General features: G+C 67.2%; 27 protein-coding genes. 14 read left to right on the top strand and 13 right to left on the bottom strand.

Going from position 1 to position 26831, the window contains the following annotated elements; genetic code table 11:
• Positions 1–85: 85 nt before the first annotated feature.
• The 5 genes from FBY20_RS26420 to FBY20_RS26400 are packed head-to-tail and all read right to left on the bottom strand — an operon-like array spanning position 86 to position 5393.
• Complete coding sequence (locus tag FBY20_RS26420; RefSeq protein ID WP_142055497.1) at positions 86–1552, bottom strand: efflux transporter outer membrane subunit; 1467 nt, start codon at positions 1550–1552, stop codon at positions 86–88.
• A gap of 4 nt (positions 1553–1556) precedes the next feature.
• Positions 1557–2702, bottom strand: a complete 1146-nt coding sequence (locus FBY20_RS26415) for an ABC transporter permease (RefSeq protein WP_056317228.1) — start codon at positions 2700–2702, stop codon at positions 1557–1559.
• Positions 2699–3646 carry an ABC transporter ATP-binding protein gene (locus tag FBY20_RS26410; protein ID WP_142055495.1) on the bottom strand — a complete coding sequence of 316 codons (948 nt, stop codon included), beginning with the start codon at positions 3644–3646 and terminating at the stop codon, positions 2699–2701. Before FBY20_RS26410 ends, FBY20_RS26415 begins: the two co-directional genes overlap by 4 nt.
• Positions 3643–4596, bottom strand: a complete 954-nt coding sequence (locus FBY20_RS26405) for an HlyD family secretion protein (protein ID WP_142055493.1) — start codon at positions 4594–4596, stop codon at positions 3643–3645. The genes FBY20_RS26410 and FBY20_RS26405 overlap by 4 nt, the downstream gene beginning before the upstream one ends.
• Positions 4597–4598: 2 nt before the next feature.
• Positions 4599–5393 carry a TetR/AcrR family transcriptional regulator gene (locus tag FBY20_RS26400; RefSeq protein WP_142055491.1) on the bottom strand — a complete coding sequence of 265 codons (795 nt, stop codon included), beginning with the start codon at positions 5391–5393 and terminating at the stop codon, positions 4599–4601.
• Between the two features lie 162 nt (positions 5394–5555).
• Between FBY20_RS26400 and FBY20_RS26395 the strand changes: the two genes are divergently transcribed.
• From FBY20_RS26395 to FBY20_RS26385, 3 genes are all read left to right on the top strand, one after another.
• Complete coding sequence (locus FBY20_RS26395; protein WP_056317238.1) at positions 5556–6605, top strand: NADP-dependent oxidoreductase; 1050 nt, start codon at positions 5556–5558, stop codon at positions 6603–6605.
• A complete protein-coding gene (locus FBY20_RS26390) occupies positions 6602–7282 on the top strand; it encodes a type 1 glutamine amidotransferase domain-containing protein (RefSeq protein ID WP_056317241.1) in 681 nt (226 codons plus the stop codon). The genes FBY20_RS26395 and FBY20_RS26390 overlap by 4 nt, the downstream gene beginning before the upstream one ends.
• A 142-nt stretch (positions 7283–7424) precedes the next feature.
• Positions 7425–8024 carry an HD-GYP domain-containing protein gene (locus tag FBY20_RS26385; protein WP_142055489.1) on the top strand — a complete coding sequence of 200 codons (600 nt, stop codon included), beginning with the start codon at positions 7425–7427 and terminating at the stop codon, positions 8022–8024.
• Positions 8025–8028: 4 nt separating this feature from the next.
• Here the strand turns inward: FBY20_RS26385 and FBY20_RS26380 are convergent, their stop codons facing one another.
• Both FBY20_RS26380 and FBY20_RS26375 read right to left on the bottom strand, forming a co-directional pair.
• Positions 8029–9627 (bottom strand): glycerol-3-phosphate dehydrogenase/oxidase, encoded by a 1599-nt coding sequence (locus FBY20_RS26380; RefSeq protein ID WP_142055487.1) that lies wholly within the window; start codon positions 9625–9627, stop codon positions 8029–8031.
• A 92-nt stretch (positions 9628–9719) separates the two neighbouring features.
• A complete protein-coding gene (locus tag FBY20_RS26375) occupies positions 9720–10511 on the bottom strand; it encodes a DeoR/GlpR family DNA-binding transcription regulator (RefSeq protein WP_056317250.1) in 792 nt (263 codons plus the stop codon).
• Positions 10512–10732: 221 nt separating this feature from the next.
• Here FBY20_RS26375 and FBY20_RS26370 point away from each other — a divergent pair, with 221 nt between their 5' ends.
• From FBY20_RS26370 to FBY20_RS26340, 7 genes are all read left to right on the top strand, one after another.
• On the top strand, positions 10733–11818 hold the full coding sequence (locus FBY20_RS26370; RefSeq protein WP_142055485.1) for an ABC transporter ATP-binding protein: 1086 nt from the start codon (positions 10733–10735) through the stop codon (positions 11816–11818).
• On the top strand, positions 11818–12906 hold the full coding sequence (locus FBY20_RS26365; RefSeq protein WP_142055483.1) for an ABC transporter ATP-binding protein: 1089 nt from the start codon (positions 11818–11820) through the stop codon (positions 12904–12906). Before FBY20_RS26370 ends, FBY20_RS26365 begins: the two co-directional genes overlap by 1 nt.
• The gene (locus FBY20_RS26360; RefSeq protein WP_056317256.1) at positions 12903–13793 is read left to right on the top strand and encodes a carbohydrate ABC transporter permease; all 891 of its coding nucleotides are present in this window, start codon (positions 12903–12905) and stop codon (positions 13791–13793) included. Before FBY20_RS26365 ends, FBY20_RS26360 begins: the two co-directional genes overlap by 4 nt.
• Positions 13786–14598, top strand: coding sequence for a carbohydrate ABC transporter permease (locus tag FBY20_RS26355; RefSeq protein WP_056317259.1), 813 nt, complete (start codon positions 13786–13788; stop codon positions 14596–14598). Before FBY20_RS26360 ends, FBY20_RS26355 begins: the two co-directional genes overlap by 8 nt.
• A 27-nt stretch (positions 14599–14625) precedes the next feature.
• Entirely contained in the window at positions 14626–14934 is a 309-nt protein-coding gene (locus tag FBY20_RS26350) for a DUF2160 domain-containing protein (protein ID WP_056317261.1), read from the top strand.
• A 119-nt stretch (positions 14935–15053) separates the two neighbouring features.
• Positions 15054–16784, top strand: coding sequence for an ABC transporter substrate-binding protein (locus FBY20_RS26345; RefSeq protein WP_142055481.1), 1731 nt, complete (start codon positions 15054–15056; stop codon positions 16782–16784).
• A 175-nt stretch (positions 16785–16959) separates the two neighbouring features.
• Positions 16960–17931 carry an alpha/beta fold hydrolase gene (locus FBY20_RS26340; RefSeq protein WP_142055479.1) on the top strand — a complete coding sequence of 324 codons (972 nt, stop codon included), beginning with the start codon at positions 16960–16962 and terminating at the stop codon, positions 17929–17931.
• Between the two features lie 68 nt (positions 17932–17999).
• Here FBY20_RS26340 and FBY20_RS26335 read toward each other — a convergent pair whose 3' ends face one another.
• Entirely contained in the window at positions 18000–19055 is a 1056-nt protein-coding gene (locus FBY20_RS26335) for a sensor domain-containing diguanylate cyclase (protein WP_255452539.1), read from the bottom strand.
• 111 nt (positions 19056–19166) lie between these two features.
• Positions 19167–20063 (bottom strand): NAD(P)/FAD-dependent oxidoreductase, encoded by an 897-nt coding sequence (locus tag FBY20_RS26330; protein ID WP_142055475.1) that lies wholly within the window; start codon positions 20061–20063, stop codon positions 19167–19169.
• Positions 20064–20314: 251 nt separating this feature from the next.
• Between FBY20_RS26330 and FBY20_RS26325 the strand changes: the two genes are divergently transcribed.
• From FBY20_RS26325 to FBY20_RS26315, 3 genes are all read left to right on the top strand, one after another.
• The gene (locus FBY20_RS26325; protein WP_142055473.1) at positions 20315–21136 is read left to right on the top strand and encodes a glucose 1-dehydrogenase; all 822 of its coding nucleotides are present in this window, start codon (positions 20315–20317) and stop codon (positions 21134–21136) included.
• 8 nt (positions 21137–21144) lie between these two features.
• Positions 21145–22965 carry a glycoside hydrolase family 15 protein gene (locus FBY20_RS26320; protein ID WP_142055471.1) on the top strand — a complete coding sequence of 607 codons (1821 nt, stop codon included), beginning with the start codon at positions 21145–21147 and terminating at the stop codon, positions 22963–22965.
• A 114-nt stretch (positions 22966–23079) separates the two neighbouring features.
• On the top strand, positions 23080–24207 hold the full coding sequence (locus FBY20_RS26315; protein WP_142055469.1) for an acyl-CoA dehydrogenase family protein: 1128 nt from the start codon (positions 23080–23082) through the stop codon (positions 24205–24207).
• 26 nt (positions 24208–24233) lie between these two features.
• On the opposite strand, the gene FBY20_RS26310 is transcribed toward FBY20_RS26315, so the two are convergent.
• A complete protein-coding gene (locus FBY20_RS26310; RefSeq protein WP_056318707.1) occupies positions 24234–24626 on the bottom strand; it encodes a DUF2784 domain-containing protein in 393 nt (130 codons plus the stop codon).
• Between the two features lie 161 nt (positions 24627–24787).
• Here FBY20_RS26310 and FBY20_RS26305 point away from each other — a divergent pair, with 161 nt between their 5' ends.
• Positions 24788–25168 (top strand): nuclear transport factor 2 family protein, encoded by a 381-nt coding sequence (locus FBY20_RS26305; RefSeq protein ID WP_056317286.1) that lies wholly within the window; start codon positions 24788–24790, stop codon positions 25166–25168.
• A 33-nt stretch (positions 25169–25201) separates the two neighbouring features.
• Here the strand turns inward: FBY20_RS26305 and FBY20_RS26300 are convergent, their stop codons facing one another.
• The 3 genes from FBY20_RS26300 to FBY20_RS26290 are packed head-to-tail and all read right to left on the bottom strand — an operon-like array spanning position 25202 to position 26820.
• Complete coding sequence (locus tag FBY20_RS26300; RefSeq protein WP_056317289.1) at positions 25202–25777, bottom strand: restriction endonuclease; 576 nt, start codon at positions 25775–25777, stop codon at positions 25202–25204.
• A 33-nt stretch (positions 25778–25810) separates the two neighbouring features.
• Complete coding sequence (locus tag FBY20_RS26295) at positions 25811–26068, bottom strand: RNA-binding S4 domain-containing protein (protein ID WP_142055467.1); 258 nt, start codon at positions 26066–26068, stop codon at positions 25811–25813.
• 23 nt (positions 26069–26091) lie between these two features.
• The gene (locus FBY20_RS26290; RefSeq protein WP_142055465.1) at positions 26092–26820 is read right to left on the bottom strand and encodes a DUF502 domain-containing protein; all 729 of its coding nucleotides are present in this window, start codon (positions 26818–26820) and stop codon (positions 26092–26094) included.
• Positions 26821–26831: the final 11 nt, after the last annotated feature.

Genomic DNA, 26831 nt, shown 5'->3' with positions numbered 1-26831 from the left:
GGTTACACCGCTTTCCAAAAAGCGCTCAACGACACTTTCCTACCCGAATTCTCGGACATGGGCGCGGGAATCGCCTTTTGGCGGCTCACGGCACGGCGGCAACCGCCTCATTCCACCATCCGCCGCCCAGCGCTTGTAACAAGGCCGCCGTGTCGGTGTAGCGCGCCGCGTCGGCCTCGATGCGCGAAATCCGCGTCTGTAACACCTGCCGCTGGCTGTCCAGCAGGCTCAGGTGGCTGATGCCGCCGGCCTGGTAGCGGCCCGCGGCGATGCGTCCGGCGTCGTCCGCGCGGCGCCAGGCGTCGTCATAGGCCGCGAAGGCCTCGCCGTCCGTCTGCAGCGCGCGCAGCGCATCGGCCACCTGGCGCAAACCATCCAGCACGGTCTGGCGGTAGGCCGCAGCGGCCGCATCATACGCGGCTTCGGCCGAGCGCTTGCGCGCGCGCAGCTCGCCGCCGTGAAAGAGCGGCTGGACAAGGCCCAGGCCAAGATTCCAGACATTCACGCCATTGGCCAGTTCGTTCGCGCCCGTGCGCTGGGAACCGAAGCTGGCGGTCAGCGTGAACTGCGGATACAGGTTGGCCGTGGCAACGCCCACGTCGGCCGATGCCTTGTGCCACAGGGCTTCGGCGGCCAGGATGTCTGGCCGCTGGCGCGTCAGCGCCGAGGGCACGCCCGTGGGCACATCCGGCGGCAGCGTCAGGTCCGCCAGGCGCAGCGGGGGCGACTGCAGGCTGGCGGGCGGCATGCCCAGGTAGGTCGCAAGCTGATGGGTCACCTGCGCCAGCTGGTATTCCAGCGGCGGCAGGGTGGCGCGCGTCTGCGCGACCAGCAGCTCCTGGTTGCGCAGGTCGGCCAGGGCGATGCCGCCCGCCTCCAGCCGTTTCTGCATGATGTCCTGCTGGTTCACCTGCGCGGCCAGCAGATCGCGCGTGGCCGCCAGCCGCTCGGCCAGGTCCGCCTGGCGGATGGCGGCGGTGACGACGTTGGCCGCCAGCGACATGCGTGCCGCCTGCAGTTCGTGGGCCTGGTAATCCATTTGCGCGGCCAGGCTTTCCAGCGCGCGGCGGTTGGCGCCGAACACATCCAGGGAATAGGACACGTCGATGGAGGCGTTGTAGAGCGTGAAGGGCGGGGGCGGCTCGGCGACCGGCACGCCATAGGCCGCCGGATCCACCTTCTTGCGGGCTGCCGACAGGTTGCCGTCCACTGCGGGCAGCATGCGCCCGCCGGTGTCGGCGGCCAGGTCTTCCTGCGCCTGCCGCAACCGCGCGCGTGCCTCATCCAGCGTGGGGCTGGCGTCTAGCGCCTGGCGCACCAGCCGGTCCAGCGGCTCCGACTGGAACAACCGCCACCACTGCCCGGGGATGTCGGCGCCCGCCTGCAGGCGTTGCTGTCCCGGCGGCAGCGCGTCCTGTCCGGGCGTATAGGACGACACGGCGGGCGCGGCCGGCTTGTCGAAGTCGGGACCGACCGCGCAGGCGGTCAGCAGGGCGCAGAGCGCCGAGACGGCCAGGGGGCGGGAAGCGGGCAGGTGGCGGGCGCGGAGCATGGGATCAATCCAGGGTGCGGCGGTAGAACTTCACGGCGGCGGTCATCACGATGACGGTGAACAGCATCAGCGGCCAGATGTTGGGCCACAGGTCCCACCAGCCGTTGCCCTTGAGCAGGATGCCGCGGATCAGCCGGTTGAAATACGTCAGCGGCAGCAGGTTGCCCAGGTGCTGCGCCCACATCGGCATGCCCTGGAACGGAAACATGAAGCCCGACAGCAGCATGTTCGGCAGGAAATAGAACATGGTCAGCTGCATGGCCTGAAGCTGGTTCTGCGCCAGCGACGACAGCGTGATCCCGACCGTCAGGTTGGCCGCGACGAAGAGCAGCGCGGCCAGGTAGACGGACAGCAGGCTGCCCATGATGGGCACGTGAAACACGAAATGCGCCGCCGCGAGAATGATGCTGGCCTGGATGAGGCCGATGGCAATGTACGGCACGATCTTGCCTGTCATCACCTCGATCGGCCGCACCGGCATCGCCAGCAGGTTTTCCATGGTGCCGCGTTCTCGCTCGCGGGTCATCGCCAGGCCGGTCATCATCACCAGCGTCATGGTCAGGATCACGCCCATCAGCCCCGGCACCGTGTTGTATTGCGAGATCTGTTCTTCGTTGTAGAGCTGGTGGATGCGCACGTCGAAGGGCGGCTGGCCGCCCGCCAGGCTTGCCAGCGGCCCGGTCAGGTCCTTCTGCGCGACCGCCTGGGTGAGCTGGGTGGCCGCGCCCAGCGCCATGCCGGTGGCCATGGGGTCGGTGGCGTCCGCCTCGATCAGCAGGGCGGGGCGTTCGCCGCGCAACAGGCTGCGGGTGAAGTCGGGCGGAATGGTTACGACGAACAGCACGCGGCCCTGCGCCAGGGCGGCGCGGCCTGCTTCCTCGGTGTCCAGTTCCTCGACGATGTGAAAGTAGTCCGACGAACGCATCGCCGCGATGAAGCTGCGCGTGAACGGGCTGTGGTCAGAGGCGATGATGGCGGTGGGCATCTGGCGCGGGTCGGTATTGATGGCGTACCCGAAGAGCGCCAGCTGCATGATGGGCAGGCCGACGATCATGCCGAAGGTGATGCGGTCGCGGCGCAGCTGCAGGAATTCCTTGAGCACCATGCTCCACCAGCGCGACCACGAAAAGCCGTTCAGGCGCACGGTCATGGCTGGCTCGCAAAGTTGTCGGTGGACCGGTTCATCAGATAGATGAAGACATCTTCCAGGCTGGTGTCCACGCGTTCCAGCCGCAGGTCCTGGCCCGCGATGGCCGCGCGCAGCGTGCTTTCCAGCTGCGCCGCGTCCTTGCCGCTGACATGCAGCGCCGACCCGAAAGCGACCGTCTGGTCGACCCCGGGCGCGCCGCGCAACTGCTGGCCGAGCGGGACCAGGTTGGCGCCGTGGATCGCCCAGGTGGTCAGGTCCTGTTCCGCGATGACCTCGTCGGCGGTGCCCTGCGTGAGCAGCTTGCCGTACGAAATGTAGGCCAGCTTGTGGCAGCGTTCGGCCTCGTCCATGTAGTGGGTGCTGACCAGCACCGAGATGCCGCGCGCCGCCAGTTCATGCAGCTGCTCCCAGAAATCGCGCCGGGCCGTCGGGTCCACGCCGGCGGTGGGCTCGTCCAGCAGCAGCAGCCTTGGCTGGTGCAGCAGGCAGGCGGCCAGCGCCAGCCGCTGCTTCCACCCGCCGGACAAGGATCCCGTCAATTGCCCCGCGCGGCTTTGCAGCCCCAGATCCTGCAGCGCGCGGTCAACGGCCTCCTTGCGCTGGTCCATGCCGTACATGCGCGCCACGAAATCCAGGTTCTCGCGGATGGTCAGGTCCTCCCAGTACGAGAACTTCTGCGTCATGTAGCCCACGTTGCGCTTGATCTGGGCGCTGTCGCGCAGGATGTCGTAGCCCAGGCAGGTGCCGCTGCCCGAATCCGGCGTGAGCAGTCCGCACATGAGGCGGATGCAAGTTGTCTTGCCGCTGCCGTTGGGGCCCAGGAAGCCGAAGATTTCGCCCTCGCGCACCTGCAGCGACACGTCGTTCACGACGTGCTTGTTGCCGAAGTGCTTGTTCAGGCCGTGAACGTCGATGACGTTGGTGGCGGAGCCGGGGGTGCTCATGGCAGGGTGGCCTCCACCGGCTGGCCCGGATGCAGCCGCGCCGCCACATCGGCAGCCGGGCGCGCTTCAACCATGTACACGAGCTTGCTGCGGCTTTCGCGGCTGTAGATCACGGGCGGCGTGTATTCGGCCTGATCCGATACGTAATCGATGCGCACGGGTATCGGATCGCCGCAGCCATCGCAGCGCAGCGTGGCCTGCTGCCCGATCTTCAGCGACCCGACGACCGTCTCCGGCACAAAAAAGCGCACCTTGATGTTGCCGGGCGGCAGCAGGCTGACGACCGGGCTGCCGGCGGGCACCCATTCGCCCACCCGGTACATCGTGTCGAACACCCGGCCCGCGGACGGCGCGGCCAGCTGTTTCTGGGCCAGCGTCCATTCGGCTTGCGCCAGCGCGGCGTCGGCGGCTTGCACCTGCGAGGCCTGCGCGCGCCGCGCGTCGTCGCGCCCCGGCAGCCGGTTCACCTCGACCTGCGCCTGCAGTTCGCGCACGCGCGCCGCGTCCGACTGCGCCTGTTCGCGGCTGTCGTCCAGCTGAGAGCGCGGGATGCCGCCGATGCGGAACTGCGCGTTGTCGCGGGCAAGCTGCGCGGCGGACCGGCGGCTGGCCGCTTGCGCCTGTGCCAATTGCGCCAGGCTGACATCGACTTCGGGGGGGCGCTTCCCGGTGGCGATGTCCTCCAGTTGGGCGCGCGCCGCTGACAGCTCGGCCTGGGCCTGATCGCGCGCGGCGGCTTCGCGTGTGGCGTCCAGCGTGTACAGCGGCTGGTTGGCGTCGACCTGCTGGCCGCGCCGCACCGCCAGCGTGTCCAGGCGCCCCGGCTCGGACGAGGCCACATAGACGTAGTCGCCCTCCACGTAGCCCTGATAGAAGGCCTGGTCGTTGTTGCCGCAGCCGAAAAGCGTCAGCAAGGCCAGGGAAGCGGGCAGAAGGCGGAGGGTGCGCATGGTCAGCGTCCTGAAGACGAGGAGGTTGGCGGCGTGGTGGGCGCAAAGAGGCCGCCGGTCAGCATGGCGATCGCGTGGCGCGCGATCGCGTCGTTGTCGATGGTCTGCGCCACCGGGTCGTTCTGCCAGATGCGGCGCCATAAATTCGACGTGGCCAGCGGCAGCAGCGTCATGCCCAGAATGGACAGGAACACCAGGCGCGGTTCCACCCCCGGCGTGATGGCGCCGCGCCGCTGGCATTCGGCAATCAGGCCGGCAAACGCCTGAAGCCGGTCCGATGGCAGATGGCGCAGCACGCGATCGCGCAGCTGGCCGCCTTCGTTGACGACTTCGTGCATCCACAGCGAGGGCAGCCAGGGCTTATCCGTCGCGCTCTGGACCACGCGGCCCACGATTTCCGTGATGAAGCCTCGCGCCGCCGACGCCGGATCGGGCAGGGGGGCCGCGGGCGTGCCGCCAGCAGCCGGCCCATCAGCAGCCGGCCCATCAGCAGCCGGGCCACCGGCGGCTCCACCCGGCTCAAGCGGCACGGGCGCCCAGACATAGCCGATGACGGGCACGATCCGCTCCAGCACCACGGCGTCGATCAATTGGTCGCGGCTCTTGAAGTAGTAATGCAGCATCGCCGGCGTGACGCCCGCGCGTTGCGCGATGTTGGCGATCGTGGTGGCGGCCACGCCCTGCGCGGCGAACAGCTGCGTGGCCAGATCCAGCAGATTGGCGCGCGCGGTGGCGTTGTCCGGACGCGGCGGACGCCCGGGACGGCGAGGGGACGAAGGAGGGGATGCGGAAGCCATGCGGCGGATTCTAATTAAAGAATTAATTAATTAAAAGGGGGTTCGATCATCAGGGTTTCAGCGGCTGCCGGCGGTGGGCGATGGTGTAATGGTCCGGTTCCCCACCACGCCGTCCGGGCGTGTAGCGAGGCCCGGCCGGCTCCATGAAGGAGGCCGCACACCATGCCCCAATCCGCTTCAACCAACCGCCGTATCGTGCTTGCCGCGCGGCCGCACGGCGAGCCCGCCGACACCGACTTCCGCCTGGAAACGGGCGAAGTCCCCCAACCGGGCCCGGGCCAGGTGCTGCTGCGCACGGTCTACCTGTCGCTCGACCCCTACATGCGCGGCCGCATGAGCGATGCCCCGTCCTACGCCGAGCCCGTGCAGATTGGCGAACCGATGGTCGGCGGCACCGTCACGCGCGTCCAGGCCTCGAATAATCCGCAGTTTCCGGTCGGCGAATGGGTGCTGGCGCAGACCGGGTGGCAGGACTACGCCGTGTCCGACGGCGCGGGCCTGCTGCGCCTGGGCGCCAATCCCGAAAACCCGTCCTGGTCGCTGGGCGTGCTGGGCATGCCCGGTTTTACCGGCTACATGGGACTGCTGGACATCGGCCAGCCCAAGGCGGGCGAAACCGTCGTCGTGGCCGCGGCCAGCGGGGCGGTGGGCGCGGTGGTGGGCCAGATCGCCAAGATCCACGGTTGCAAGGTCGTGGGTATTGCGGGCGGACCGGACAAGTGCCGCTACGTGGTCCAGGAACTGGGCTTTGACGAATGCCTGGACCATCGGCAGCCGGACTTGGCGGGCCGCCTTGCCGCGGCCGTGCCGCAAGGCATCGACGTGTATTTCGAAAACGTCGGCGGGGCCGTCTTCGATGCCGTGCTGCCGCTGCTGAATCCGCGCGCCCGCGTGCCGGTCTGCGGACTGATCTCGGCCTATAACGCGACCAGCCAGCCCGAGGGCCCGGACCGGCTTGCGCTGCTCATGCGCACCATCCTGACGAAGCGGCTGAAAATGCAGGGGTTCATCATTTTCAACGAGTACGCGCACCGCTACGGTGAATTCCGCGACGCCATGCTGGACCTCATCAAGCAAGGCCGCATCAAGTATCGTGAAGACGTGGTCGACGGCCTGGAGAACGCCCCGCGCGGGCTGATCGGGCTGCTCAAGGGCGAAAATGCCGGCAAACGCATTGTGCGGGTCGGCCCTGACGAATGGAGCGCTACATGAACATCCTGATCGTGCTGACTTCCCACGACACGCTGGGCAACACGGGACGCAAGACGGGCTTCTGGCTTGAAGAGTTTGCGGCGCCGTATTACGCGTTTCTGGACGCCGGCGCCAAGCTCACGCTGGCCTCGCCGCTGGGCGGCCAGCCGCCGCTCGATCCCAAGAGCGACGATCCCGACGCGCAGACAGACGACACGCGCCGCTTCAAGCAGGACAGCGACGCGCAGCGCGTGCTGGCATCCACGCGCCGGCTGTCCGAGGTGCAGGCCTCGGACTACGACGCGGTCTTCTATCCCGGCGGCCACGGCCCGCTGTGGGACCTGGCCGAAGACAACAATTCGGTGGCGCTGATCGAAACCATGCTGGCCGCCGGCAAGCCGGTATCGGCCGTGTGCCATGCGCCCGGCGTGTTGCGTCACGCCAAGACCGCCGACGGCAAGCCGCTGGTGCAGGGCAGGCAGGTCACGGGCTTTTCCAACGCGGAAGAAGCGGCCGTGCAGTTGACCGATGTCGTGCCGTTTCTGGTCGAGGACGAATTGAAAAAGCTGGGCGGGCTGTACAGCAGCGGGCCGGACTGGCAGCCGCACGTGGTCAGCGATGGCCTGCTCATCACGGGGCAGAATCCCGGGTCGTCTGTGGGCGTGGCGCGCGCGCTGCTGGAGCGCCTGAAGGACTGACCGCCGCCGGGCGCGCAGGGCAGGACACGGGCCGGGCCGCACGCCAAGCGCGATGCGGCCCGGCATTGTGGCGGATTGTGTCAGAATCCCGCCTTTCCGAACTGAGCGCGCCATCATGCCGTTGCGGCGCGCGTGCTTTCCAATGCCCCCCGACGTCCCCGATCTTCCAGCAGGAACTTATGAAGCGGCGCTTTTCGCCGCCATGCAGGCGCGCGACCCGGCCACCGGCCGGCATTGCAAAAGGGTGGTGGCGCTAAGCGTTGCGCTGGCCCGGGCCTGCGGGCTGCCGCAGGATGAACTGGATGTCGTCTCCGTGGCGGCGCGGCTGCACGACGTGGGCAAGATCGGCACGCCAGACCGCGTGCTGCATAGCCCGCATCGGCTGGAAAAGGAAGACTGGGAAATCATGAAGGCGCACGCCGCGGCGGGCGCCTTCATCATCCTGCAGACCGCGATGCCGCAGCGCGAAGCCATTGCGCTGGCGGTGCGGCACCACCACGAACACTTCGACGGCTCCGGTTATCCGGATGGCCTGTCGGGCCATGCCATTCCGCTGCATGCGCGCATTATTTCGGTGGCCGATTCCTACGACGCGCTGGGCGATGCGCGGCCATACCATCCGGCGCGCACCCACACGCAGATCATGCGGATCCTGAACCAGGAGGCGGGATCGAAATGCGACCCCGACCTGCTGCGCGTGTTCGAATCGATGATCCTCGGCAGCCCGCTGCGCGTGCCGTAGCGGTTTACTTCAAGCGGTAGTTCGCGGCGACGGTGGCCAGGTCCTGCAGCGTGCGCTGCTGCCAGGCCGCGTCGTGGCCCAGTTCCTCGGCCAGGATGCGCGCGACTTCGGGCGCGGCCAGCATGGCGGCCTCGGCGTCCAGGAACAGCGCGCGGTTGCGGCGCGCCAGCACGTCTTCCGCGCTGCGCGCCAGTTCGTAGCGCGCGGCAAAGCGCACATGCGCCTCGGACAGGCCGCTGGCCTTGACCAGCATGCGCCCGGAGCCGGGCAGGGCTTTCAGCGTCGCCAGATCGTTGCCGTAGTAGCTGTCAGGCGTGCCGGCGTGTTCCTGCGACGGCGCCAGGCCGCCGGCGCCGTGCAGCGGCAGCGACTCGGTGCGGCACGAGGCCTGCGTCAGCAGCTGGTGCTGGATCGCGGTGTCCACCACGTCCTGCGCCATGCGCCGGTATGTCGTCCATTTGCCGCCCGTCACCGTCACCAGGCCGGCCTTGGACACCAGGATCGTGTGCTCGCGCGACAGCTTCTTGGTGGAGGCTTCGCCGGTCGCCTTGACCAGCGGGCGCAGGCCGGCCCAGACGCTGGTCACATCGTCGCGCGTCGGCTTGCGGCTCAGATACCGCGCCGCGGTGTTCAGAATGAAATCCACGTCTTGCGCGCCCGCGTCGGGATCCAGCGGCAGGTCCTGGCGCGGCGTGTCGGTGGTGCCGACGATGGTGTGGCCGTTCCAGGGCACCACGAACAGCACGCGGCCGTCGTCGGTCTTCGGGATGAGGACGGCGCGCTTGCCGGGCAGGAAGTCGTGCGGGAGCGTCAGGTGCACGCCCTGGCTGGGCGCCACCATCGTCTGCGCGTTCTTGTCCTCCATGCGGCGCACTGCATCGACCCACACGCCGGTGGCGTTGACGACGCAGCGCGCGCGCAACGTGAAGGTCGATCCGCCGACCACATCCGTGGCCGTGACGCCGTCCACCTTGCCATTCGTCATGGTCAGGCCGGTGGCGCGCACGTAGTTCACCGCCGTGCCGCCCAGGTCAAAGAGAGTGCGCATCAGGCTGATGGCCAGGCGCGCGTCGTCGAACTGGCCGTCGTAGTACAGGACGCCGCCTTTCAGGCTGCGTCCGTTGACGGTCTCGGCCAGGGTGGGGGCGTTGGCCAGCGTCTCGCGGCGTGACAGCCAGCGGCTGGGCGCCAGGTTCAGCTTGCCCGCCAGCATGTCGTACATCTTCAGGCCGATGCCGTAGAAGGGCTGGTCCATCATCGTGTAGGCCGGCACCACGAAACCCAGGGGCCAGACCAGATGCGGGGCGTTGCGGTTGAGCAGGCCGCGCTCGTGCAGGGCTTCGCGCACCAGGCTGACATTGCCTTGCGCCAGGTAGCGCACGCCGCCGTGGACGAGCTTGGTGGCCTTACTGGACGTGCCCTTGGCAAAGTCGGCGCCTTCGATCAGCAGCGTCCGGTAGCCGCGCGCGGCGGCATCCACCGCCGTGCCCAGGCCGGTCGCGCCACCGCCGATGACGATGACGTCCCAGGAGTGCGTGTTGTCCAGCGTGTTGAGTAAGCGGCTGCGTTCGGGCGGGGTGACGGAGGCGAGGGGTTGGTTCATGTTCTTTGGGGACGGCGTGGCCGCGAGGTAAATGCTGCGATATTCGTGCCGGCAGCGCGCAAGCGGAGGTTGGGGCCGCTGCGGCGCACGGGTCAGGGTGTCGGTTTGGGCAGGTTCGGCGCCGCGGCGACGTCACAGCGCACGCCCGAATCCAGCAACACTTGTGCCAGCGGCTCCTGGGGATGCGCGTCCGTGAAGAACCGGTCGATCTGCGAGATATGCGCCAGTTCCACCATGGCCTGGCGCTTGAACTTGCTGCTGTCGGCGGCCAGCCAGACTTCGCGCGACTGCTCGATGATCGTGCGGGCCACGCGCACTTCGCGAAAGTCGTAATCGCGAAGTGTGCCGTCGGCCTCGATGCCGGAAATGCCGATCAGTCCGATGTCGACCTTGAACTGGCGGATGAAATCCATCGTGGCTTCGCCCACGATGCCGCGGTCGCGCGAACGCACCACGCCGCCGGCCACGATGACTTCGCAATCCGGGTTGTCGGACAGGATGTCGGCCACGTGCAGGTTGTTCGTGATGACGCGCAGCCCGCGATGGCGCAGCAGCGCGCGCGCAATGGCTTCGGTGGTGGTGCCGATGTTCAGGATCAGCGAACAGCCATCCGGCACCGCGCGGGCCACGGCCTCGGCGATGCGCTGCTTGCCTGCGGCATGCAGGCCTTGGCGCTTGCGGTACGCGATGTTCTCGATGGTGGACGCTTCGATGCGCACGCCGCCATGAAAGCGCGACAAGAGGCCGGCTTCGGAAAGAATGTTGACGTCCCGCCGCACGGTCTGCAGCGTCACGTCGAAGCGTTTGGCGAGCTCTTCGATCGAGGCGGAGCCCTGGGCCCGCACCATTTCGATCAGCGCGCTCTGTCGTGGATTCAGTGTCATGTTCGAATGATAAAACAACAAAAGCGAAAAATAATGACGCACCGCAAGATTGTTTTTTGTTCGCTTCTTCGGTAAAACGCACAAAAAACGAAAGCCATCTGAAAGAGTATGCTCATCCTGTTGCGTCGGCGCGTGATTGCGCCGCCGTAAAGGGCGGGACGCTGTGCCGAATACCGAAGTCCGTAGAAAACAGGGACGTATAAGTAGGTTGAGGAGACTAGATGCAGCTGACCTTGGACGGGATAGCTTTGCGGGCCGGCTCGCAGACGCACCTGTATCCCATGAGCCTGGCCCCGGTTCCCGGCGCCATGACCGTCCTGCTGGGGGCCACCCTGGCCGGCAAGACCTCACTGATGCGCATCATGGCCGGGCTGGACCGGCCCACCGAAGGCCGCGTGCGGGTTGACGGCGCCGATGTCACCGGCGTGCCGGTCCGCCAGCGCAACGTGGCAATGGTCTACCAGCAGTTCATCAACTATCCGTCCATGTCGGTCTACGACAACATCGCCTCGCCGCTCAAGCTGCGCGGCGAGGCCAATACGCGCGACAAAGTCCACGCGATGGCGGCGCGCCTGCACATCGATCATCTGCTTGACCGCTACCCGTCCGAGCTGTCTGGCGGCCAGCAGCAGCGCGTGGCGCTGGCCCGGGCGCTGGCCAAGGACGCCCCGCTGATCCTGCTGGACGAGCCGCTGGTCAACCTGGATTACAAGCTGCGCGAGGAATTGCGCGACGAACTGTCGGAATTGTTTGCGCAGGGGCGTTCGACCGTGGTCTACGCCACGACCGAGCCCGGCGAGGCGCTGTTGCTGGGCGGCCACACCGCCGTGCTCGACGCGGGCGAACTGCTGCAGTACGGCCCAACGGCCGACGTCTTTCACCGGCCCAATTCGATCCGCGTGGCGCGCGCTTTCAGCGATCCGCCGATGAACCTGTTCGCCGCCCGCCGCGACAACGGCGGCTTCGTGCTCCAGGGCGACGTGGCGGTGGCGCGCGCGCTGCCGCCGGGCGCCGAGGCCGGCATCACGGCCGGCCTGCGGGCCGGGGCGCTGGACGTGGAGGCGCGGCCCGGCCACGTGGCGTTGCCCGGCCGGGTGACGCTGGCTGAAATTTCAGGTTCCGACACCTTCGTGCACGCCGAGACGGCCGCGGGCGACGTCGTGGCCCAGCTGCCCGGCGTGCACCGCTACAAGCTGGACGAGCGGGTGCAGCTGTACTTCGATCCGGGCCAGACCTATGCCTTCGGCGCGGACGGCGCGCTGCTGGCCGCACCGCGCCAGCCGGCCGGCGCGGGGGAGGTGGCCTGATGGCGCAGATCGAGCTGGACCTGTCCCATTCCTATGTCGCCCATCCCCAGTCCGATGACGACTATGCGCTGCTGCCGCTGCAATTTACTTTCCGCGACGGCGGCGCCTACGCGTTGCTGGGGCCCTCCGGCTGCGGCAAGACCACGCTGCTCAATTGCGTGTCGGGCCTGCTGCGGCCGTCGCACGGGCGCATCCTGTTTGACGGCCAGGACGTCACCGACAAGACCCCGCAGGCGCGCAACATCGCCCAGGTGTTCCAGTTTCCGGTGGTGTACGACACCATGACGGTCGCCGAGAACCTGGCCTTTCCGCTGCGCAACCGCGGCGTGCCGCCCGAGCGCATCCGCGAGCGCGTGGGCCGCATCGCCGAAATGCTGGAAATGTCCAACGTCCTGGACCGCCGGGCCAGCGGCCTGACGGCGGACGCCAAGCAAAAGATTTCGCTGGGCCGCGGGCTGGTGCGCAGCGACGTGTCGGCCATCCTGTTCGACGAACCGCTTACCGTCATCGACCCGCAGCTCAAGTGGGAGCTGCGGCGCAAGCTCAAGGAAATTCACCACGAATTCAAGCTGACGCTGATCTACGTGACCCACGACCAGACCGAGGCGCTGACCTTTGCCGATCAGGTGATGGTGATGGCGCGGGGCCGTGCGGTGCAGGTGGGCAGCGCGGACGACCTCTTTGAGCGGCCCGCGCACACCTTTGTCGGCCATTTCATCGGCTCGCCCGGCATGAACTTTCTGCCCGCGCAGTGGCGCGATGGCGCGCTGAGGGTGGGGCAGCGCCGCATGGACGGCGTGCCCGAGGCCGTGGCCGCCAAGCTGCGGAACGCGGGGCCGGTCAAGCTGGGCGTGCGTCCCGAATACCTGCGGCTGGCCGAGGCCGGGGCGCCCGGCGCGGTGCCCATGCGCGTGGAGCGCGTGCAGGACGTGGGCACCTACACGCTGCTGGTCGCCGACTTCGAGGGCACGGCCGTGCGCGCCCGGCTGGGCAGCAACATCGTCACCGAAGGCAAGGGCGGCACGGTGTGGCTGTCCGTGCTCAACCCGCATACCTGCTTCTACCGCGACGAGGTGCTGATCCCATGAAACCCACCGATCACCGGGCCTGGTTCCTGGTCATGCCGGTCGTGCTGTGCGTGGCGTTCTCGGCCATTCTGCCGCTGATGACCATCGTCAACTATTCGGTGCAGGACATCATCTCGCCGGAACGCCGCGTGTTCGTCGGCACCGAGTGGTTCGCCGCGGTGCTGCAGGACGAGGAACTGCACGGCGCGCTCTTTCGGCAGATCGGGTTCTCGTTCGCGGTGCTGCTGATCCAGATCCCGCTGGGCATCCTGCTGGCGCTGTCGATGCCCGCCAGCGGCTGGCGCGCGTCGGCCGTGCTGGTCATCATCGCGCTGTCGCTGCTGATTCCGTGGAATGTCGTCGGCACGATCTGGCAGGTGTTCGGCCGCACCGACATCGGCCTGCTGGGCGCCACGCTGTCGTGGCTGGGCGTGGACTACAACTACACGGGCAATGACGTCGACGCCTGGGTCACCGTGCTGGTCATGGACGTGTGGCACTGGACGCCGCTGGTGGCGCTGCTGTGCTACGCGGGGCTGCGCGCCATCCCCGATGCGTACTACCAGGCCGCGCGGATCGACGGCGCCTCGCGCTTTGCCGTCTTCCGCTATATCCAGCTGCCCAAGATGCGCGGCGTGCTGATGATCGCGGTGCTGCTGCGCTTCATGGACAGCTTCATGATCTACACCGAGCCCTTCGTGCTGACCGGCGGCGGCCCGGGCAACGCCACCACCTTCCTGTCGCAATACCTGACGCAGAAGGCCGTGGGCCAGTTCGACCTGGGCCCGGCGGCGGCGTTCTCGATCATCTATTTCCTGATCATCCTGCTGCTGTGCTTCATCCTCTACAACTGGATGCAACGCGCGGGCACCACGGGCGGCTTCGACGAGGAGCGGGCAAATGCGTGAGAAATCCTCCTGGTGGCGCGGCGCCTTCCTGACGCTGTACCTGGTGTTCGCCATCCTGCCGCTGTACTGGATGCTGAACATGTCGTTCAAGTCCAACACCGAGATCGTCAGCACGCTGACGCTCTGGCCGCGTGACTTCACCTTCGAGCACTACCGCACCATCTTCACGGACCCGGCCTGGTATTCGGGCTACATCAATTCGCTGATCTACGTCGTCATCAACACGGTCGTCTCGCTGGGCGTGGCGCTGCCGGCTGCCTACGCGTTCTCGCGCTATCGCTTCATCGGCGACAAGCACGTGTTCTTCTGGCTGCTCACCAACCGCATGACGCCGCCCGCCGTATTCCTCTTGCCGTTCTTCCAGCTCTACAGCTCGTTCGGTTTGATGGACACGCACCTGGCCGTGGCGTTGGCGCACCTGGTCTTCAACGTGCCGTTGGCGGTGTGGATCCTGGAAGGCTTCATGTCGGGCGTGCCGCGCGAGATCGACGAGACCGCCTACGTGGACGGCTATTCGTTCCCGCGCTTTTTCCTGACGATTTTCCTGCCGCTCATCAAGTCGGGCGTGGGCGTGGCGGCGTTTTTCTGCTTCATGTTCAGCTGGGTGGAACTGCTGCTGGCGCGCACGCTGACCTCAGTCAACGCCAAGCCCATTGTCGCGACCATGACGCGCACCGTGTCGGCCTCCGGCATGGATTGGGGCGTGCTGGCCGCGGCGGGCGTGCTGACCATCGTGCCGGGCGGCATCGTCATCTGGTTCGTGCGGCACTACATCGCGAAGGGCTTCGCGATGGGCCGCGTGTAGGCAACTGGACAACAGGAGGGCGCAGCCATGTTCAGCTGGATGGTGTGGACCACCCCGGTCGCCGTGTTCTTCAGCTGCATCGTCCTGATGCTGGTCGGCATGACGATCTGGGAATTGAAGTCGCCCACGCAGGAGCGCAAGGGCTTTCTGCCCCTGCGCACCACGCGCGGCGACCGGCTGTTCATCGGCCTGATGGCCGCGGCGTGGCTGAACCTGGCGTTCCTGGGATTCGGCCAGAAAGCGGTCGAGTGGTTTTCGCTGGATCAGCCGCCGTCGGTGTGGATCAGCTTCGTGCTGTCCATGCTGCTGCTGGCCTTCATCATGAAAAAAGGGTGAGAGAAGGGCGCCAGACCCTTCGTTGGTTTCGGGCAGTCAGGTAAAGGACTATCGGCCAGCGTCTTCCCCGGCCAGCGGTCCGCAGCACGATAGGGGAAGACTTATCGAGGAGACAGGTCATGAAATTGCGCATGCACGCCATGGCGGCCGCTATCGCCCTGATCGGAACGTCAGGGGCTTGGGCCGGCGAGCCGGAGGCGAAGAAGTGGGTCGATTCGGAGTTCCAGCCGTCGTCGCTGTCCAAGGAACAGCAGATGGCCGAAATGGAATGGTTCATCGATGCCGCGGCCAAGCTCAAGGCCAAGGGCATCAATGAGGTCAGCGTGGTGTCCGAAACCATCACCACGCACGAGTACGAATCCAAGGTGCTGGCCAAGGCTTTTGCCGAGATCACCGGCATCAAGGTCAACCACGACCTCATCCAGGAAGGCGACGTCGTCGAAAAGCTGCAGACGTCCATGCAATCGGGCAAGTCCATCTACGACGGCTGGATCTCCGATTCCGACCTGATCGGCACCCACTACCGCTATGGCGCCATCCTGCCGCTGTCCGACTACATGGCCGGGCCGGGCAAGGAATGGACCAATCCCGGATTGGACCTGAAGGATTTCATCGGCACCAAGTTCACGACGGCGCCCGACGGCAAGCTGTATCAGCTGCCGGACCAGCAATTCGCCAACGTGTACTGGTTCCGCGCCGACTGGTTCGCCCGCCCGGATCTGAAAGAAAAATTCAAGGCCAAGTACGGCTATGAACTGGGCGTGCCCACCAACTGGTCCGCGTACGAAGACATCGCCACGTTCTTCTCCAACGACGTCAAGGAGATCGACGGCAAGCGCGTCTACGGCCACATGGACTACGGCAAGAAGGATCCGTCGCTGGGCTGGCGCTTCACCGATGCGTGGCTGTCCATGGCGGGCGCGGCCGACAAGGGGCTGCCCAACGGCATGCCGGTGGACGAGTGGGGCATCCGCGTCGCCGACGACAAATGCACGCCGGTCGGCGCGTCGGTCTCGCGCGGCGGGGCCACCAACAGCCCGGCCGCCGTGTATGCGCTGACCAAGTACATCGACTGGATGAAGAAGTTCGCGCCGCAGCAGGCCATGGGCATGACCTTCTCGGAGGCGGGGCCCGTGCCGGCGCAGGGCCAGATCGCGCAGCAGATCTTCTGGTACACGGCCTTTACCGCCGACATGACCAAGAAGGGCCTGCCGGTCGTGAACGACGACGGCACGCCGAAGTGGCGCATGGCCCCGTCGCCCTACGGTCCGTACTGGAAGGACGGCATGCAGAACGGCTACCAGGACGTGGGGTCGTGGACGTTCTTCAAGTCCACCAACCCCGACAAGATGGCGGCCGCCTGGCTGTATGCGCAGTTCGTCACGTCCAAGTCGGTGTCGCTGAAAAAGTCGATCACGGGCCTGACGTTCATCCGCGACAGCGACATCAACAGCGAGTTCTTCACCAAGAACGCGGCCAACTACGGCGGCCTGATCGAGTTCTACCGCAGCCCGGCGCGCGTGGCCTGGACGCCGACCGGCACCAACGTTCCGGATTATCCGAAGCTGGCGCAGCTGTGGTGGAAGAACGTCGCCACCGCGGTCACGGGCGAAAAGACCCCGCAGGCGGCCATGGACAATCTGGCGAACGAAATGGATCAGGTGATGGCGCGGCTTGAACGGGCCGGGATGGCCCAATGCGCGCCCAAGCTCAATCCCAAGAGCGATCCCAGCAAGTGGCTGTCCGATCAGCACGCGCCGTGGAAGAAGCTGGCCAATGAAAAGCCCAAGGGCGAAACGATCCCGTACGACCAGCTGCTGTCGGCGTGGAAGGCCGGCAAGGTGCGGTAAGCGCCTGTCTTTCCGTCAACGCATTTGCCGTCAACGCATTTGCCGTCAACGCATGAACGCCACAGGCTGCCTGTGGCGTTCTTTTTTTCACCCCCAGGCCTCGCGCCGCCGGGGATTCGCGCATGTCACAATCTCGCCATCCGCGCGCCGCGCGTCTCTCAGAATTCTGTCCTGCATGCCCGTTCCCAAGCTCGCCGTCTCCCTGGTTTCTTCTGCGCTGGCCTTGGCCGCCGGCATGGCGCACGCCGCAGGTTTTCAACGCCTGAACCTGCCCATGGACCAGTACGGTCCCGGCCTGCAAGGCGCGGTCTGGACGCCCTGCGCCGAACCGGCCGGTGAAATCAAGGTAGGCCGCGTCACCATCCAGGGCGTGCAGGGCTGCAAGCTGCCCGAAGGCCGCTACCCGCTCATCGTCATGTCGCATGGCTCGGCGGGTTCGTACCTCAGTCACCATGACACCGCCGCCGCGCTGGCCGATGCGGGCTTCGTGGTGGCGGCGATCAATCACGTGGGCGACAACGCGCAGGACAAGTCGCGCCAGGGCTATCTGTCCATTTTTTCCACCCGGCCGCGCGAAGTGCGCCGTCTGATCGACTACATGACCGGCACGTGGCCCGACAAGGCAAGGCTGGATCCCGACAAGATCGGCTTCTTTGGTTTTTCACGGGGCGGTTATACGGGCCTGGTGCTGGCGGGTGCGGCGCCGGACCTGGCGGCGGGGTTGGCAATCTGCGCCAGCCAGGCATCGCTGCCCATGTGCCGCGACATCGCGGCTGGCCGGGTGCCGCAGCAACCGTATCCGCAGGACGCGCGCATCAAGGCGGCGGTCATTGCGGATCCGCTCAATGTCTTTCCGGAAGAGGCGCTCAAGCGCGTGTCGATGCCGATCCAGCTTTGGGCTTCAGCGCAGGGCGGCGATGGCGTCAGCCCCGCCAGCGTGCAAGCGGTGCGCGAGGGCCTTGGCGCCACGCCCGACTACCACGTGGCCGCCGGCGCCGGACATTTCGCGTTTCTGGCGCCGTGCGGCGCCGAACAGGCCGAGGCATCCCCCGGCATCTGCCGCGATGAGGCAGGCTTTGACCGCACCGCATTCCACCAGGACCTGAACGCGCGCGTGGCGGCGTTCTTCAAGGCGCAGCTGCAGTAGGTGCGCGGCCGCGCGTTGACGTGTGATCGCGCGCCGGGGCATCGAACGCCGATGCGCCGCGCGGCCGATCAGTGAATGGTGCGCGCCGCGCGGCGCGCTTGCTTGATTTCATACATCCGCGCATCGGCCAGCCGGACGGCCGCTTCGGCGTCCAGTCCGGCCGGGTCCAGCGCCACCACACCGGCGCTGGCGCCCTCATACGCCACCGTGGTTTCGCCCAGCGGATAGCGCCCCATCGTGGCGGCCAGGATGCGCTCTTCCATGGCGCGCGCCGCTTCTTCGGCTTCGGCCTGTTGCGCCACGCCGCCCGAGTCGGACCGCTTGCGAATGAGCGCGGGGCCGGGCCCGATCAGAACGAATTCGTCACCGCCCACGCGTCCCAGCATGTCCGATCCGCGCAGCGCTGCGGCCATGCGCCGCGATACTTCCTGCAGAAAGGTGTCGCCCGCCTGGTGGCCGTACGTGTCGTTGATGCTTTTGAACCCGTCCAGGTCGATGACGCCAACCAGCACGCTGCCGTGTTCGCGCACGGCCCGCGCCAGCAGCCGGTCCAGCGCTTCGTAAAGCGCGCGCCGGTTGGGCAGGCCCGTCAGCGTGTCGGTCAGCGCATACGACATGAGCTGCACGTTGGCGGCATGCAGTTGCTCGACCAGCATTTCGCGCTCTATGAAACTGGCGATCACGCTGGAAAACAGTTTCAGCACCGCTTCGGCCTCGGGACTGATTTCGTGGCGGCGGGCGCTGGCGGCGCACAGCGTTCCGTACAAGGCGCCATCGTCGGCGCGCACCGGCGTGCTGACATAGGTCTGTATGCCCAGTTGCCGGGCCGCGTCCGAATCGGGCCAGCACTGCGCGACGTTGCTGGTGCTCATGCGGCCTTCGTCCAGCGCGCGCTTGCAAAGCGTGTCGTCCCAGGGCACCGACAGGCCTTCCGGGATCTGCAGGTGTCCCACGTTGCGCGCGTAGCGTACGCGTTGCAGCTCGGCCTTCAGGTCGACCGAGGTGAGGTACGTCGATTCAAGCCCGGTTACGGCGCCCAGCATGTCCAGCAGCGGGCGGGTCAACTGCTCGACCGACTTGGCGGCGGGCAGGGTGGTGGAAAGTTCGGCGAGGATGGGATCCAGCACGGCTGCTCCTGGATGCATGGTCGGATGAACATGCGGCCCGTGCTCCAGGCGGAGAGCGGGCCGGCAATTCCGCCATTATGCACGGGCCAGGGCCCCGCCCGCATGACGTCATGACATCACCAGCGAACGGTGCGCGCACACGCCCGCCATGACGCCGGAGGCGCTGGCCAGCGTGGCGTTGGACATCGGCGTCGACGCGTCGCCCGCCGCGAACACGCCGGGCACGGTGGTCTGCTTCATGTCGTCCACGCGAATGACGGGCCCCAGCGGCCCCTCGTCGAATGCGCAGCCCAGCTGTCCGGCCAGCGGGCTGGCCATGTGCACGCGGCTGGCGACAAACAGCGCGCGTAGCGGCACCTCGCGGCCGTCGGCCAGCACCACGCCGGTCAGGGCTGGCGCGTCGCCCAGCAGCGCCACGACGGGCGTGCGTTCCACGAGGACGCCGCGCGCGGCAAGATGGCGGGCATCCTCGGGCGATGGTTCGAACTGGCCCTGCGTGAAGTAGGTGGTCGGCCCCCAATCGGGCAGCAACATCGCTTGATGAACCGACATCGGATGCGCGGCCAGCACGCCCAGCGGTTCGCCCGCCACTTCAAAGCCGTGGCAGTACGGGCAGTGCAGCACGGTCTGGCCCCAGCGCGCCTGCAATCCGGGCAGTGGCGGCAGTTCGTCGCGCATGCCGGTCGCCAGGATCAGGCGCGCGCCGCGCACCTGCTCGCCGCCCGCCATGACGACGGCAAAGCCGCCGTCCTGCGCCAGCGCCTGGATTGCTTCGCCGTCCAGGAACGACACCGTCGGATAGCGCGCAAGCTGCGCGCGGGCGTTGGCCACGATCTCCTGCGGCGGCACGCCGTCTTGGCCCAGAAATCCGTGTGCGTGCGCGGCGTAGCGGTTGCGGGGCCGGGCGGCATCCACAAGCAGCACCTGCCGGCGGGCTCGCGCCAATTGCATGGCGGCGGACAGGCCGGCAAAGCTGCCGCCGATGATGATGACGTCGTAGTGCATGAAGGATCCTCCGGAACGGGCCGAACTCAAGGGGCTGAGATTCGAGATTTCGATACTTTGAAAGTTGCATGATAGAAGCCGGCGGCTTCTTATGCAACTTATGGTGTTGCATTATTGCGTTGCCGGCTTGAGGAATGCCGCTTGCTGTCCGCCGCTCCAAAGCGGCCGGGTTGCGCCGGCCCCTTGCGCGGGACTACCCTGGATTCCTCTACACCGGCGGCCGGCCCACGCCGACCGCCAAGGAGACTGGCATGCAGCACACGACTGACCTGGACGGCCGCGTGGCCGTGGTGACGGGCGCGTCTTCCGGTATCGGGCGCGCCGTGGCAATCGGCCTCGCGCAAGCGGGTGCGCGCGTGGTGGTGAACCACCGGGCCGGTGGCGATTCGCAGGCCCGCGGCGCGGCGGTGGTGGAATCCATTCAGCGCAGCGGCGGCACGGCGGTGGCCGCGGCCGCCGACATCAGCCGCGAAGCCGACGTCGACCATCTGTTCGAGCAGGCGATGCAGCATTTCGGCCGGGTGGACATCCTGGTCAACAATGCGGGCGTCGAGCACCCGTCTCCCATCGCCGACATGACGCTCGCGGACTGGCAGCGGGTGATCGACGTCAATCTGACCGGGCATTTCCTCTGCGCCCGCGCGGCGGCCCGGGCTTTCAAGTCGCAGCCGTCGGATCCCGCCCGCCAGAAGCTGTCCGTGGGCAACATCCTGTTCATCAGTTCGGTCCACGAAGTGATCCCTTGGGCGTTTCAGGTGAACTACGCGGCCTCCAAGGGCGGCATTTCGCTGCTGATGAAATCGCTGGCCCAGGAACTGGCGCCGGACCGGATCCGGGTCAACTCCATTGCGCCCGGCGCCATTCGCACCGCGATCAACCAGCCCGCGTGGGACACGCCGCAGGCGCTGGCCAAGCTGCTCGAACTCATCCCCTACGGCCGGATCGGCGAGCCCGAGGACATTGCGCAGGCCGCCGTCTGGCTGGCGGGCGATGCGTCGGATTACGTCACCGGCACCACGCTCTTCGTGGATGGCGGCATGACGCTGTATCCCGAATTCCGCGGCGCGGGTTGAGGACCGGCATGTCCAAACCGCTCGAGGATTACGGCCTCATCGGCAACATGCTGTCCGCGGCGCTGGTCGCGCGGGACGGTTCGATCGACTGGTTGTGCCTGCCGCACTTCGATTCGCCCGCGTGCTTTGCCGCGTTGCTGGGCGACCAGAGGCATGGGCGTTGGCTCATTGCGCCGCACGGCAAGGTCCGCGCGACGTCGCGCCGCTACGTGCCCGACACGGCGGTGCTGGAAACCCGTTTCGAGACCCGCACGGGATCGGTGCTGGTGCAAGACTTCATGCCGCTCAGCGACGACGACGAGCGGGTCGATGTCGTGCGCATCGTGCGCGGCGAGTCCGGCCACGTGCAGATGGACATGGAGCTGATCCTGCGCTTTAACTACGGCCAGAGCGTGCCGTGGGTGCGGCGGCGCGACTACGGGCTCAACGCCATCGCCGGGCCGGACGCGGTCGAGCTGCACACGCCCATCGAGCTGGAAGGCCACGACATGAAGACGACGGCGCGCTTTGCGGTGCATCCCGGGCGCGTCGTGCCGTTCACCCTGTCGTATCACCGTTCGCACCGCACGCCCCGGTTCGTGCCCGACCGGGTCGAAAGCATGGACCGCACCGTCTCGTGGTGGCAGGAGTGGTCCAAGCGCTGCCATTGGGACGGACCGGGCGACGGCACCCGCGACGCGGTGGTGCGCTCGCTGATCACGCTGAAGCTGCTGACATTCCAGCCCACCGGCGGGATCATCGCCGCGCCAACGACCTCGCTGCCCGAACAGCTGGGCGGCGGCCGCAATTGGGATTACCGGCATTGCTGGCTGCGCGACTCGGCGCTGACGCTGTACGCCTTGCTCAACGCCGGGTATCGCGAAGAAGCCGAGGCATGGCGGCAATGGCTGCTGCGTGCAGTGGCCGGCCACCCCGACCAGTTGCAGATCATGTACGGCATTGCCGGGGACCGCTGGCTGCCGGAGCTGGAAATCCCCTGGCTGCCCGGCTACGAGGGCAGCCGGCCCGTGCGCCGGGGCAACGGTGCGGCCGGGCAGAGCCAGCTCGACATCTACGGCGAGCTCATTGACACCTTGTATGCGGCCCGCGTCGCCGACCTGGCGCCGCTGGCCGAGGCCTGGCGCCTGCAGAACGTGCTGCTCAAGCCGCTGGAGCAGCGCTGGCGCGAACTGGACCACGGCATCTGGGAGGTGCGGGGCGAACGCCGCGCCTTCACGCATTCGCGGGTGATGTGCTGGGTGGCGTTCGACCGGGCGGTCAAGGCCTGCGAGCGCTGGGGATTGAAGGGGCCGGTCGAAGTCTGGCGCCGGATTCGCGAACGCATCCACAAGGACATCTGCGAAAACGGTTTTGACCGCACCCGCGGCTGCTTCGTGCAGAGCTACGGCTCGCGAGCGCTGGATGCCAGCCTGCTGCTGATCCCGCAGGTGGGCTTTCTGCCGCCCAACGACCCGCGCGTGACGGGCACCGTGCACGCGATCGAGCGCGAGCTCATGCATGGCGGGCTGGTGCGCCGATACGCTGTCCAGGATACCGACGATGGCCTGGAAGGCGAGGAGGGCGTGTTCCTGGCCTGCAGCTTCTGGCTGGCGGATGCCTACGTGATGCAAGGGCGGCTGGGCGATGCGCAGCGGCTTTTTGACCGCCTGCTGTCGCTGCGCAACGATTTGGGGCTGCTGTCCGAGGAATATGATGTGGTGCGGCGCCGGCTGGTGGGCAATTTTCCGCAGGGCTTCTCGCACATCGGGCTGGTGAACACGGCCTACAACCTGAGCCGCGCGATGGGACCGGCGCAGCAGCGCGCGGAACAGGATGCACCCCGGGCCTAGCCTGCGCCGGTGTATTCTCGCAATCACGCGGCGCGTTCCGTCATGCGCCGTGCTGGCACACCACAAGAATCGCGCGCCGCGGCTTGCCCGCCGGCTGCCGCAGGAGAGACAAGCATGCTTTTGACCGACGAACAGCAAAGCGTCCAGGAGATGGCGCGCCGGTTTGCCCAGGAGCGCCTGGCGCCCAACGCCGAGCGGTGGGATCGCGAGCATCACTATCCCGCCGATGCCATCGCCGAGATGGCGCAACAGGGCTTTTTCGGCATGCTGGTCCCGGAAGCGTGGGATGGCAACGACAGCGGCTACATCGCTTACGCGGTGGCGCTGGAGGAAATTGCCGCGGGTAGCGGCGCCTGCTCCACCATCATGAGCGTGCACAACTCGGTCGGTTGCATGCCCATCCTGAAATTCGGCAACGACGAACAGAAGGCGCAGTTCCTGCGTCCGCTGGCGCGCGGCGAACACATCGGCGCGTTCGCGCTGACCGAGCCGCAGGCCGGGTCCGACGCCAGCAGCCTGCATACCCGCGCGCGGCGCGACGGCGGCGACTACATTCTGAATGGCGCCAAGCAGTTCATCACGTCGGGCCGCAACGGGCAGACCGTCATCGTGTTCGCGGTCACCGACCCGGACGCGGGCAAGCGCGGCATCTCCGCGTTCATCGTGCCCACCAGCACGCCCGGCTACAAAGTGCTGCGGGTGGAAGACAAGCTCGGGCAGCACGCGTCCGACACCTGCCAGATTGCCTTTGAGGACATGCGCATTCCGGCCGCCTGGCGGCTGGGCGAGGAAGGCGAGGGCTACAAGATCGCTCTGTCCAACCTGGAGGGCGGCCGCATCGGCATCGCGGCGCAATCGGTCGGCATGGCGCGCGCCGCCTTCGAATGCGCGCGCGACTACGCTCGCGACCGCCAAACCTTCGGCAAACCGATCATCGAGCACCAGGCCGTGTCGTTCCGGCTGGCGGACATGGCGACCCAGATCCACGCCGCGCGCCAGATGGTGCTGCACGCCGCGGCCTTGCGCGAAGCGGGCCGGCCGGCGCTGACCGAGGCCTCCATGGCCAAGCTGTTTGCGTCCGAGATGGCCGAGAAGGTCTGCTCGGCGGCGATCCAGACGCTGGGCGGCTATGGCTACCTGAAGGATTTTCCCGTCGAGCGCATCTATCGTGACGTGCGCGTCTGCCAGATCTACGAAGGCACCAGCGACATCCAGCGCCTGGTGATCGCACGTAGCCTGTAGCGCAACGGCAAGCGCCGCGGCGCCCCTTATCTGCAAGCCGCCGCGGCCTCACGGCGCGCGCCCGCCCGGCGCCGCGCCCACACGGTGTAGATGACCAGGTTGCCCACGATGAGCAGCGCCGCCAGCAGCATCTGCGTGGTCCGGGTGATGCCTTCGGGGTAAATGATGCCCAGGATGTAGTGTTCGATGAAGCCGCCCGCGTAGCCCTCTTGGCCGGCCCGTTCGCGCAGCGACACCTCCAGCGGCGTCAGCGGGCAGATCCAGCCCATGCCGATCACCAGCGCGCCCCACGCCAGCGCCGGCAGATGCCAGAACGCCATGCGCGGTCTCCACAACGCCAAGAGGCCGCCAAAGACCACGAACGCGACGAACAGTCCGTGGATGACCAGCACAAGGTCGGCAAGGAGGCGATAAGTCATCTTGGAAATCACAGGTGGGGTTGCGCCGCAAACACGCGGCAGGTGAATTAAAGCGCATGCGCGCGGGGCGCGCGTACGGCAATGGCAACAAGGCAAGACGCTTGATGACCGAATAGAATGCGGGCGTGTTGTCATCCCAAGATCAGCCCGGAACCCACGCCATGCACGCTTCGATCACCGCCGCAATCCAGGCCGCCGAGGAACGGCTGCGCCAGGCCATGCTGTCCTCGGACATTGCCGCGCTGGAGGCGCTGCTGGATCCGGATCTGCTGTTCGTCAATCACATGGGCTGGACAGTCACGCGCGAAGATGACCTGGAAGCCCACCGCGGCGGATTGCTCAAGATTCACGCGTTGGATCTGTCCGAGCAGTGCATCCTGCCGCGGACCGATTGCGCAGTGGTGTCGGTGCTGGCCCGCATCTCGGGCAGCTACAACGGCGTGCCGGCCAACGGCACGTTCCGTTTCATGCGGACCTGGACGCCCGATTCTGCGTCGGGCGCGTGGCGCGTCGTGGCGGCCACGTCGGTCATGGTGGTGTAGGCCGCGCCGGGCGGCATTCGAGGTTTCAGGCTTTCAGGCTTTCAGGTCGCGCAGCAGCTTGGACAGTTCCGGCGCCGTCATCAGGGAGACGCCCTGCGCCTTCGCGTATTGCAGCGCGTTGTCGGATACGTCGCCCAGCGCGATGTAGATGGCTTCGCGGGCGCCGCGCTTTTCGCGCACGGCCTGCAGTTCGCGCAGCGGTTCCACGCCGTTCCTGGCGGCCTTCCAGCGTTTGGCGCTGACGATCGCCACGTGGCCGTCCTTGGTCAGCGCGAAATCGGCGCCGGGCGCCTGCAGGCGCTCGACCTCGCAGCCGTCGCGCCGGAACCCGGCTTCAACGGTCCGCGAAAAGTCGGCCCACGACATCGCGGCAACCGCTTCGGTGACCGCCTGCACACGCGCGCCGGACGGGGCGCGCATTTGCTTGTAGGCCGCCATCAGGGAAATCACGGCGAACGGCACCGCGGCAAAGACGCCCATCGCGGCATACTCCAGCGGCAGCGCGGCAAAGCCGCCGGCGCTGAGCAGCACGGCCACGCCGGCGCTCATCCACCACGGCGAGCGCAGCAGCACGGCAAAAATGGAGTTCTGGGACATCTTGAGTTTCATGACGGCTCGCGGCGAATGGGGATCAACAGGAAATCAGGCGCTCTCGCCCGCGTCGTCATGCGGGCCGGAAAAGGCACGGACCACGATGCGCACGCCGCCGCAGGTCACGATCTGGCCATCGCGGATTTTGGCCGTCTTGCGTGTTTCGACCACGCCGCCGACGCTGACCTGGCCGTCCGCCACCAGCATCTTGCCGGCGCCGCCGCTGTCGCACAGGCCGGTCGCCTTCAGCAGCTGGTTGATCTCGATATAGGGGCTGCCTTCGGCGAGCGTGAATTCGATGATGGACATGATGGGGTTTCGAAGCGGCGGGGTCAGGCCGGGCCGTTGCCGGGGTTGCCGGGGTTGGCCGGGGCGGCGGGGTTGGCTGGCGAAGTCGCGGCCGAGGCGGCCGGGGCAGCGGCGGGGTCCTCCGCGGGCGCCTGCGGGCTGGCGGGAGGCACGGGGCGGTTGTTGCCGGTTTCGGCGCGCGCCATCCAGGCGATCAGCGACGATCGCATGGCTTCCTCGACCGACATCTGGATGGGCTGCACCCATTCCTGTGGCACGAAGACGGTGTAGCCGCCAATCATGTAGCCCATCGGCAGGTAGACCGCGACGCGGTCGCCCTGGGTGAACCCTTCGGGCAGGCCGTCCGTGCCGCGGCGGGTCACCAGGCCCACCAATTCCAGTTGCTGGCCCGGGATGCGCAGCACGACGACCTGCTGGGCGGTGTTCTTGGAACTGGGCGAAAAGTAGTCGGCAAAGCTCTTGAGCGACGAATAGATGCTCTTGACGACCGGCAGGTTGGTAAACGGCATCTCGACCAGTGTCAAAAAGCGCTGCACGCGCTGCTTGGACACAAGATAGCCGATGGCCAGGATGCCCAGGATCCCCAGCGCCAGACCCATGCCCGGCACGTAGAAGCCGCCGATGAAGGGACGCAGGAAGGTCAGCGCCACGCCTTCCGTCCAGGCCAGAAAGAGATACAGCAGGTAGATCGTCAGCGCCAGCGGCAGGACGGTGATCAGGCCGCGAAAGAAGTATTTATAAAGACGGGTCATAGGCAAGAGCA

Origin of the sequence: Achromobacter sp. SLBN-14, from assembly GCF_006715415.1 — a bacterium.
In the GTDB taxonomy this organism is placed as follows: domain Bacteria; phylum Pseudomonadota; class Gammaproteobacteria; order Burkholderiales; family Burkholderiaceae_B; genus Achromobacter; species Achromobacter mucicolens.
This window is presented reverse-complemented; position numbering and strand designations above follow the sequence as displayed.